The 1,247-nt window shown below is 68.1% G+C and carries 1 protein-coding gene; it reads left to right on the plus strand.

From position 1 onward, the window contains the following. Positions 1–221: 221 nt before the first annotated feature. The coding region (locus ACT3SQ_RS19220; RefSeq protein WP_444601615.1) for an ISL3 family transposase at positions 222–1,247 on the plus strand (1,026 nt) is incomplete at its 3' end.

Raw genomic sequence — 1,247 nt, forward strand, 5'->3', positions numbered from 1 at the left:
GGTACAGTCCGCCTAAGCGCAACGAAGCGCCCGGGACTTGTAGCTAGCGAAGGTTACCAGCCCGGAAGAGGGGAGAATCATGCAGAGTGGCAGTGGAGGGCCTTGACGGCTCTTCCCGGTTCGTGGTGATGGGGAGCGTCGCGTCGCTGGCGTAGAACGGCTCGTGGCCCTGCTGTGATGGGTGTTGTCAAGACATCCACATCCCAGAGGACCACGAGCCTGTGCACGAGAATACTGGTTCGCAGCGCGATGCTGCGAGCACGATCTTCAACCTGCCCAACTACCGCGTCATCGAGGCCATCGACCTGCCCGAGGGGGACCGGCGGGTGGTGATCACCTCGACCGTCACGCCGGGCTGTCCGGTCTGCGGGGTGCTCGCGACGAAGGTTCACTCGCGCCGATCACAACGGGTCCGGGACGTTCCCGTCGCCGGCGCGACGGTCGTGATGTGGGCCAAGCAGCGCTGGTTCTGCCTCGAGCCGGGCTGTGACAGGGGCACGTTCTGGGAGGCCACCGTGCAGATCCCTCGATACGCCCGCTCGACGACCCGGCTACGGGACCAGGTCGTCTCCGCTGTGATCACCTCCGGCCGGGCAGCCTCGGAAGTCGCCCGGGCCCATGGCGTCTCGTGGTGGCTGGTCCAGGCCGCCCTGGCAGCTGCTGCTGTGGTCCTGACTGATGTCGAGGCGACGCGCGTGAGGCGGCTGGGCATCGATGAGCACCGCTACCGGTCGGTGCGCTGGTTCCGCACCGACGACGGTGCCTGGAGACGGTTCGAGCCGTGGATGACGACGCTGGTCGACCTCTCCACCGGGCAGGTCCTCGGCATCGTCGACGGCCGCGACAGCGCCGCCGTCGGAGACTGGCTCAGCCAGCGTTCTGAGCGGTGGCGGGAGCGGATCGAGATCGTCGCGATCGACCCCTCGGCCGCGTTCCGCAAGGCACTACGGACCTGGCTGCCGCGGGCTGCGGTCTCGGTCGACAAGTTCCACCTGGTCAAGCTCGGAAACGACATGGTCACCACCGTCCGTCAACGCCTGGCCCGCACCCATCGTGGTCGTCGGGGCCGCAAGGACGACCCGGCCTGGGCGCACCGGATGCTACTGCTACGCGGCGGCGACACCCTCACCCCGCGAGCCTGGGAGCGACTGGAGACAGTCTTCCGCACCGATGACCCCACCGACGAGCTCTCCGCCGCCTGGGGCATCAAAGAGCAGCTCCGACGCCTCCTGGCCACCGACACCCTC

It is taken from the genome of Brachybacterium sp. AOP42-C2-15 (assembly GCF_052377065.1).
Taxonomy (GTDB): domain Bacteria; phylum Actinomycetota; class Actinomycetes; order Actinomycetales; family Dermabacteraceae; genus Brachybacterium.